General features: G+C 64.0%; 7 protein-coding genes and 1 pseudogene. 3 read left to right on the forward strand and 5 right to left on the reverse strand.

Annotated features, from left to right (window positions below; genetic code table 11):
- The 3 genes and pseudogenes from ENZ74_RS13850 to ENZ74_RS13860 all read right to left on the reverse strand — a co-directional run.
- A pseudogene (locus ENZ74_RS13850) lies at positions 1-320 on the reverse strand (carbohydrate ABC transporter permease); the annotation flags it as partial.
- A 1-nt stretch (position 321) separates the two neighbouring features.
- Entirely contained in the window at positions 322-1,335 is a 1,014-nt protein-coding gene (locus ENZ74_RS13855; protein WP_063169814.1) for a sugar ABC transporter permease, read from the reverse strand.
- A gap of 228 nt (positions 1,336-1,563) precedes the next feature.
- A complete protein-coding gene (locus ENZ74_RS13860; RefSeq protein WP_013528261.1) occupies positions 1,564-2,919 on the reverse strand; it encodes an ABC transporter substrate-binding protein in 1,356 nt (451 codons plus the stop codon).
- 361 nt (positions 2,920-3,280) lie between these two features.
- Between ENZ74_RS13860 and ENZ74_RS13865 the strand changes: the two genes are divergently transcribed.
- Complete coding sequence (locus tag ENZ74_RS13865) at positions 3,281-4,303, forward strand: substrate-binding domain-containing protein (protein ID WP_013528260.1); 1,023 nt, start codon at positions 3,281-3,283, stop codon at positions 4,301-4,303.
- Positions 4,304-4,422: 119 nt separating this feature from the next.
- Here the strand turns inward: ENZ74_RS13865 and ENZ74_RS13870 are convergent, their stop codons facing one another.
- Entirely contained in the window at positions 4,423-5,331 is a 909-nt protein-coding gene (locus tag ENZ74_RS13870) for a LysR family transcriptional regulator (protein WP_063169815.1), read from the reverse strand.
- Positions 5,332-5,409: 78 nt separating this feature from the next.
- Between ENZ74_RS13870 and ENZ74_RS13875 the strand changes: the two genes are divergently transcribed.
- Positions 5,410-6,228, forward strand: coding sequence for a class I SAM-dependent methyltransferase (locus ENZ74_RS13875; RefSeq protein ID WP_063169816.1), 819 nt, complete (start codon positions 5,410-5,412; stop codon positions 6,226-6,228).
- A 23-nt stretch (positions 6,229-6,251) separates the two neighbouring features.
- Positions 6,252-6,761: a hypothetical protein gene (locus ENZ74_RS13880; RefSeq protein ID WP_013528257.1), complete on the forward strand. Its 510-nt coding sequence runs from the start codon at positions 6,252-6,254 to the stop codon at positions 6,759-6,761.
- Here the strand turns inward: ENZ74_RS13880 and ENZ74_RS13885 are convergent.
- Positions 6,758-8,190 (reverse strand): S8 family serine peptidase (locus ENZ74_RS13885; protein ID WP_245470949.1); only part of this gene is annotated, 1,433 nt, incomplete at its 5' end. The genes ENZ74_RS13880 and ENZ74_RS13885 overlap by 4 nt on opposite strands.

The raw sequence follows: 8,190 nt of genomic DNA on the forward strand, positions 1-8,190 counted from the left end.
GCGGGATACTGCGTCGGTGCCGCCGATTTGATTCCGAAGGCGCTGATGTCGCGCTTGGTGCCGTCGCCGAAGATATTGCCCTCGAGCACGAACTTGCCGTCCTTCTCGACTTGCGCCGAGGCGGGCGGCAGCCGGCCGGCTTCCGTCTGTGTGGAACTGGCGAACGAGTTCCACCAGCCCGAGGCGATGATCTGGTTCTTGTCGCGCAGCGACGAAACCAGGATGCCAAGGGTCGGTATGGTCCAGATCGCGACGAAGATGAGCACGGCGATGTGGACGCCGAAGCGGCTGGCGAAGGAATTTCCGGTCGCGACGGCCATCTCAATGTCCTCCCGTCTCTTTGTTCGCCTGTCGGATGTTCCAGACCATGATCGGAATGACCGCAATCATGATGATGATGGCGATGGTGGCGCCGCGGCCGAAATCGCCGCCGCCGCGGAACATCCAGTCGAACATCAGATTGGCCAGCACCTGGCTGTTCCACTGGCCGTTGGTCATGGTCAGCACGATGTCGAATACTTTGAGCACCAGAATGGTGATCGTGGTCCAGACCACGGCGATGGTGCCCCAGATCTGCGGCACCATGATCTTCCAGAAGATCTGGAACGGATTGGCGCCGTCGATGACGGCGGCTTCCAGCGTTTCCTCGGGGATGCCGCGCAGGGCGGAAGACAGGATGACCATGGCAAAGCCGGTCTGGATCCAGATCAGGATGATCATCAGGAAGAAATTGTTCCAGAACGGCAGCGATATCCAGACCTGCGGCTGGCCGCCGAAATGCTGGATGATGGCGTTGAGGATGCCGATCTGCGTCTGGCCCTCGCCCCGATACTCGTAGATGAATTTCCAGATCACGCTGGCGCCGACGAAGGAGATCGCCAGCGGCAGGAAGATCAGGCTCTTGGCGATCGTGCCCCACCAGATCTTGTCCGTAAGCACGGCGATGATCAGCCCGAGGAAGGTGCAGGCGGCCGGCACCACCGCCAGCCAGATGATGTTGTTGAGGATCGAGTTGCGGAACTCGCGGTCGCCGAACGCCCATTCATAGTTCGCCAGGCCGACGAAACTGATGCCGCCGCGATCGAGGAACGACAGCCGCAGCGTCTCGACCACCGGATAGATCAGGTAAATGGTGAGGATGATCATCGCCGGGCCGACGAACAGCCATGGGCGGACCAACCCTTGCCGGCGTAGATTGTCGATGGCCGCGGCACCGGCGACGCCGCGTGACGGGAATATCAGGTCGACCAGTTTGTTGGCGCCCCAGAAATAGGCGACGCAACCGCCGACGCCGACGATGATGACGAATATGGCCGAGAAAATCTGAGCCGCCATGGGTCCCTCTCCCCCTGCGCATGACCCGACAAGGAATGACCTTGGTGACGGGGACCAGGCGCCGATTCAGTTGTTTGGAGCGCGTCATCGGCGGCTTGCGCACATTGCCGATCGCGCTTCATGTCAATGCGCTCATGACGAAAGGCTGCGGCACGGGCCGCCGTCGGATCCGGGCCGGTACGGTCCGAATCCAGTGCGAGAATGGTTGGTCGTCTACGTGCCAGCCGTCTACTTGATGGCGTCCCAGCTCTTCTGGATGTCGGTGGCGACGTCCTGTGCCGACTTGCCGCCGACCAGGTCGATCATGCCGGTCCAGAAGGCGCCGGCGCCGATCTTGCCCGGCATCAGGTCGGAACCGTCGAAGCGGAAAGTCGAGGCATTGGCGAGGATTTCGCCCTGTTTCTTCAGCGCGTCGCTGGCATAGGCATCCTTGTTGACCGACTTGAGCGGCGTCACGAAGCCGCCCTCGGCCATCCAGATCTCGTGGGCGAGCGGCATCTTCAGGAATTCGATGAACGCGCGCGCACTCTTGCTGTCCTTGGTGATCATCGCCAGCGTACCGGCGCCGAGCACGGGCGTGCCCAGTTCAGGCTTGGCGGCATAGGGCGGGAAGTAGAAGAAGTCCGCGTCCTGGCCGACCTTGGTGCCTTCCGGGAAGAAGGTCGGAATGAACGATGCCTGGTGGTGCAGGTAGCATTTCGGCGGCACCGAAAAGAGGCCCTTCGGGCTGTCGCGGAAGTCGGTCGCCGCAACCGCCTTGGCGCCGCCGTCGACCATCTTGTCGTCGGTCGCGATCTTGCCGAAAATGTCGATGGCGTTGACCACCGCCGGATCGTTGAACGGGATCTCGTTCTTCACCCATTTGTCGTAGACCTCCGGAGGCTGGGTGCGCAGCATCAGGTCTTCGACCCAGTCGGTTGCCGGCCAGCCGGTGGCACCGCCGGAGCCGAGGCCGATGCACCACGGCTTGCCGCCATCGGCGATGATCTTCTTTTCGAGATCGGCGAGTTCTTCCTGGGTCTTCGGCACCTTGTAGCCGGCTTCCTCGAAATTGTCCGGCGAGTACCAGACCAGCGACTTCACGTCGGCCTTGTAAGGGAAGGCGAAGAAGCCCGGCTTGCCGTCCTTGTCCTTGAAGGTGCCGAGATCGACCCATGACTGGCCGGCGCCGTAATTGTCCTTGACCCATTTGGCGGTGTCGTCACCGAGCGGCGTCAAAAGGCCCTTCGACGCCAGGTCCTGGATGAGGCCCGGCTGCGGCAGCACGGCGATGTTCGGCGGGCTGCCGGCCTGCGTGTCGATGACGATCTGCTGCTCGTAATTCTCCGAGGAGGAGTATTTGATCTCGACGCCGGTGGCTTCCGAGAAATAGTCGAGGACGCCGCGCACCAGGCCTTCGTCCTCGCCGCGCCACGGTCCGAAGATCGACAGCGTTTCACCCTTGAGGTCGACTTTCTTGAGCTCTTCGTAGTTCGCCCAGTTGAAGCGCTTGTCTTCGCCGGGCTTGAACTTCAGTTCGGCCTGCGCGGGCGCGTTCAGGGCGAACGTGGCAAACGCAGCACCCAGCAAAAGCATTTTCTTCATCGGTATTCCTCCCAGTGGGTCTCACACACCGGACGGAACCTCCATTCCGCCCGCCGACGCCGCAGGACTGTGACTCAGTCGGAAAGGAACCGCAACCTTTCGAAGAGTCTTCCAAAGCGCTTTGGCTTTTTCGATCACGCCATTGAATCGCGGGGAAGTCAAGAGGCTGGCGAATCAATCGATTTAGGTTCGCGCATTTTCGCCCTAAAAGTGCGTCGCAGCATGCTATTATGGCAGTGCAGCAGCAATTTTTGTTTCAAACATGCCCAAACCGCGTCTATGGTTGGGCTTCGTATGGCTCGGCCCCGGTGGCACTTGGGTCGATTCAATTTAAAAGCGCTTTGAGGGAATGGAGACTTTCGTGAACCTCAAGCAGCTCGCCCACATGCTGGCACTTTCGCAAACCACGGTAAGCCGCGCGCTGAACGGCTATCCCGAGGTCAACGAGGAGACGCGCAGGCGTGTCATGGATGCCGCCAAGCGCCATGGCTATCGGCCCAACCCGAGCGCGCGCCGGCTGGCGACCGGCAAGACCGGCATGATCGGCTATGTCCTGCCGACCGGTGCGTCCGTCGACATCGATCCGCATTTCGTCGAGTTCCTGTCCGGCCTTGGCGACTATGCCCGCTCGCACGAGCTCGACCTTGTGCTGTCGCCGGCCGACGCCGACGACCAGGAGACGACCTACCGGCGCATCGTCGCCAACCGGCAGGTCGACGCTGTTTATATCTCCTCTCCAAGGCCCGCTGACCGGCGCGTGGCGCTGGTCAACACGCTCGGCATTCCCTTCATCGTCCATGGCCGCAGTGAGGGCTTCGATTTCGACTACGCCTTCACCGACATCGACAATGAGGGCGCCTTCCACGAAGCGGCCAGGCTGCTGATCCAGCTCGGTCATCGGCGGCTGGCGCTGATCAACGGTGACGGCCGCGAGACCTTCGCCATCCATCGCGAACGCGGCGTGCGCCGGGCACTCGCCGCGAGCGGACTGACATTGATCGAACGCCATGTCTGCTCGGTCGATATGACCGAGGAGAACGGCTACCGCGCCACCAGGCGTTTGCTGGAAGGGGACGACGCGCCGACGGCGATCGCCTGCTCCAGCCTGATCATGGCGCTGGGCGTCGTGCGTGCGGTGCGCGACCTCGGCTTGAGCATCCCGGGCGACGTCTCGCTGATCGCCCATGACGATGTCTTCCCCTGGCTGAGGCCGGAGAATTTCTCGGTGCCGCTGTCGACGACGCGTTCATCGATCCGTCTCGCCGGCGCCCGTGTCGCCGAGCGGCTGGCGGCACGGATTTCAGGACTGGAGGAGGGCGCGCGAGGCGAGGTCTGGCCGGTCGACCTGGTGGTGAGAGGGTCAGTCGCCGGTGCGCCGGCGTAGCTGGAGATCAAAGCCATGTGCTCTGCGGGATCGAGTTGAGACGCGACACTCACGCCGCATCAATCTCGCCCGACGCCGGCAGTAGCGAGACCACCGCAAGGGGGCCGGATTCCGACATCTCACGCCGCGGATTTGAGGTGGTCGATGAAGGCGCGCAGCTTCGGCAGGACTTGGCGCTTGCCGGGATGATACAGGAAGACGCCCGGCGTCGTGGCGGCGATGCCGTCCAGCATCGGTTCCAGTTTACCTTCGGCTATCGGAGCTTCAGCGATTGGTCGAGGCGTCTGCGCCAGCCCGACGCCCCGCATCGCGGCCCCGAGCAATGTCGGATAATCGTGCGCTATCAGCGGGCCTGAGAGCATCGCCTCGATCGTCTCGTTGCCGTCGACGAAAGCCCAGGGCGCTATGGCGCCATTCGAACGGCGCAAGCGCAGGCAGGCGTGGTTGCGCAGATCGTCGACGCGTTCGGGGCGGCCGTGGCGTTTGAGATAGTCAGGGCTGCCGACGACCACGAACGAAAACGATGGGGTTAGCCGCACCGCGACCATGTCGACCGCAATGAACTGGCCGAGACGGATGCCGGCATCGAACCCGCCGGCCGCGAGATCGACCATCTCGTCGCTCGCGGCGATCTCCAGCTCGATCTCGGGGTAAGCCCGGCAGAACGACGCGATCATCGGCTCCAGGATCAACGGCACGACAGCGCGGGGCACGGACAGGCGCAGCAGACCGGTCGGCCGTTGGCCGATGTCACGCACGGCCTCGCCGGCCGCGACGAGTTCTTCGAAAGCAGGGCCGGCACGATCGAGGAACCGCTGGCCAGGCTCGGTCAAGCCGACGCTCCGTGTCGTGCGGACGAACAGCGCCGCACCCATGCGTGCCTCCAGCGCGCGCACCGCCTGGCTCACGGCGGACGGTGTCACGCCGAGTTGCGCTGCGGCGCGGCGGAAGTTGCGGTGCCTGGCGACAGCCAGGAACGCCTCGATGCCCTCCAGCGCACCATGTCGGACTGTGTAGTTCTGCTTCATAGGTTGTTGTTATTACGCCGGGTAGTCGAATTATGGAAGTGGGCCTAGGTATGAGCTGAACCTAGGAGACATCATGCGATGACCGATGAACTTGAAGGGGTACGCGACCATTATCGCGCGACGGGCCTGACCGAGCGGCTGAAGACGGTGTTGGCTGCCCTCGGCCCGGAGGACCAGCTCCTCACGCCCCAACAATTGGGCGTTCTCGACCAGTTTCACACCCGTGGGCTAGCTGCCACCGCCGAGCTTGCCCAATTGGCGGGGATCGCTGCCGACATGTCGATACTGGACGTCGGCTCGGGCGTCGGTGGGCCGGCGCGCTTTCTGGCTGCGACCTATGGCTGCCGGGTTACTGGCGTGGATCTCAGCGAGCCTTTCGTGGATGCCGCGCGCTATCTGACCGAGCGCACGGGACAGAGCGGGCAGCTGTCGTTCCAGACCGCCAGCGCATTGGAGCTCCCATTCGACGATGGCCGTTTCGACGCGGTGCTGTTGCAGCACGTGGCGATGAACATCTCTGACCGGACGCTGCTCTACAGCGAGATTCGGCGCGTGCTGAAGCCAGGCGGCAGGTTTGCCACATACGACGTCGTGCTGTCTGGAGGCGAGCCGCACTATCCGCTTCCCTGGGCGAGAACGCCGGCGACGAGCTTTCTCCTAACAGCCGGTGCGACGCGCGAGGCGATCGAACCGGCCAGCTTCCGCATGCTGGCATGGCAAGACGACACCGACGCCGCCAAGGCGTGGTTCGCACAGTTGCGCGCGTCGGGGCCGCCGCCTTCGCCCAATCTCGGCGTGGTGATGGGACCGGACTTCGCTGAGCTTGCGGCCAACCTCGGACGAAATCTTATGCAAGGTCGGCTCGGTATCCTGACCGCAGTGTTCGAGGCCGCATGAACCAATTGTCGAGAGGAGGCCAGATGTCCACCGAAGTCCTATTCCAAATCCATCTTGTTCTGGGCTATGTCGCGTGGCTGCTTTGCTTCGCTACATACGGTTTGCCGTGGCTCAGGTCGATGGACCGGGTCGCGGCGCAGCGCGCTGTTGCCGCTCTGCACAGCTTCCGCTTCTTCGGGCTGGTCTTCCTCGTTCCGGGTGTCGTCAGCCCCGATTTGCCTGCCGGCTTTGCCGTGTTTGCTGCCTACGGCGACCTTGCAACAGGAGTGCTGGCCATGCTGGCGCTGCTCACGGTGAGGATACCTCAGCTCTTCTGGGCGCTCGTCGTCGCCTTCAATCTGGTCGGGACGGTCGACCTCATCGTGGACTATTACCACGCCATCCAGGTCGGCCTCCCCCAGCGTGCGGGCGAACTGGGCGCCACCTACGCGATCCCGATCATCTACGTGCCGCTGCTGATGATCACGCACATCGTCGCGTTCTATTTTCTGGTGCGTCCTCCGCAAGCCGCGGCTTGGACTGTCGCAGACTAGTCCTTTGCCGCCGCCGCCTTGATGTCCAGCAGGCCGTAGCCGAAATCATTGTCGCGTCCCTTGGGGCCGAGATCCCTGGCCGTTGCCGCGAGCGCCTTTTCGATGTCGTCGGCCGAGCGATCGGGCGCGGCATGGATGAGATTGGCGATGGCGCCGCTCACGATCGCCGCGGCAAACGAGGTGCCTGTGACCACATCCGAGCCGGCGCCGCTCGGCGCCACCATCTCGACGCCGGGTGCCGAGATGAAGACATAGGCGCCGCGATTGGCCTGCGGCATCAGCCCGTCCTTGGCATCGGTGGCGGTCACCGCGACGACACCATCGAAGGCGGCCGGATAGCCATAGGGCGCCTTCGGCCCGTTGTTACCGGCTGCGGCGACCAGCACCATGCCGAGCGCGCGGGCATTGCGGCAGGCGACGCCGAGCAAATCGTTCTTCGGCCCGACAAAGCTCATATTGATGATGCGCACGTCCTGTTCCGCCGCCCAGTCGAGCGCCGACAGGATGACGTCCATGGTCGACTTGCCGTCCTCGAAGGCGCGGGCGTGATAGATTTTTGCGCCCGGTGCCATGCCTTCCAGCGCGCCGACGCCGGCGATCAGCCCGTCGATCGACGTGCCGTGATCGCGCTTTTCGATTGGCACGTCGGGCATGGCGTCGAACTGCCCGGCAATGACGCCCGAGAGCGCCGGGTTGGTGTCGTCGATGCCGGTGTCGATCACCGCGATGCGGACGTTTTCTCCGTTGGCCTGCTTGGAATCGAGTGCAATGCGGTCGAACGCATAGTTGACGATGCCGGCGGCCTGCTGCAGCGAATAGACGTGATTGGGCTCGCGCCGCTGGGTGCGGCCGTCGGCGGCCAGTTGCGCCAGCACGACGCCGACGGGCCGGCCGTCGGGAATGCCGAAGCGCACCAGTGTGGTGCCAAGCAGCCGCGACTGGCGCTGCGAGCGCACCTGCAGGCCGAAGGAGGCGGCGATCTGCTGGACAGCGCCGGCATCGCCGTCGACGGTCACCAGCACCTCGTCGGGCACGAAATCGCCAACCACCGCGCGCCGCGGCTGAACGGCAATGAGATCGGTCGGCGAGACGATCGGGCCACCGGGCGGGGGGCCGGCTTGAGTGTCGGCCGGCGGCGTCGCCGGTTCGGGCCGTGGCGTCGGCACAGGGGTCGGGGGCGCCGCCGGGTTGGGAAACAGGTCGACGATCAGGGCCGGCAGGAACACCGCGCCGGATTGCGCCGCATCCGATCCGCCCTCTGTGTCGCTGCCATCCTTGGCGCAGTCGGCGCCTGCCGCATTGGTCCCGTCGCGGCAGTCGATTTTCGTCTGGTCGGGATTGGGATCGTTGGTCTGCGCCGACGCGGGCACGGCGACGATTGTCATCGCCGCCGCAAGCATTGCCGCAAATCGAATGACCGCCTCAGCCG

Origin of the sequence: Mesorhizobium sp. M7A.F.Ca.CA.002.15.2.1 (genome assembly GCF_003998715.1) — a bacterium.
GTDB classification, from domain to species: domain Bacteria; phylum Pseudomonadota; class Alphaproteobacteria; order Rhizobiales; family Rhizobiaceae; genus Mesorhizobium; species Mesorhizobium ciceri.

What these genes read in the sequence shown, in the direction of transcription:
- ENZ74_RS13855 (WP_063169814.1), bottom strand. Translation starts at nt 1,335, where the DNA reads ATGGCGGCTCAGATTTTCTCGGCCATATTCGTCATCATCGTCGGCGTC.
- ENZ74_RS13860 (WP_013528261.1), bottom strand. Translation starts at nt 2,919, where the DNA reads ATGAAGAAAATGCTTTTGCTGGGTGCTGCGTTTGCCACGTTCGCCCTG.
- ENZ74_RS13870 (WP_063169815.1), bottom strand. Translation starts at nt 5,331, where the DNA reads ATGAAGCAGAACTACACAGTCCGACATGGTGCGCTGGAGGGCATCGAG.
- ENZ74_RS13875 (WP_063169816.1), top strand. Translation starts at nt 5,410, where the DNA reads ATGACCGATGAACTTGAAGGGGTACGCGACCATTATCGCGCGACGGGC.
- ENZ74_RS13880 (WP_013528257.1), top strand. Translation starts at nt 6,252, where the DNA reads ATGTCCACCGAAGTCCTATTCCAAATCCATCTTGTTCTGGGCTATGTC.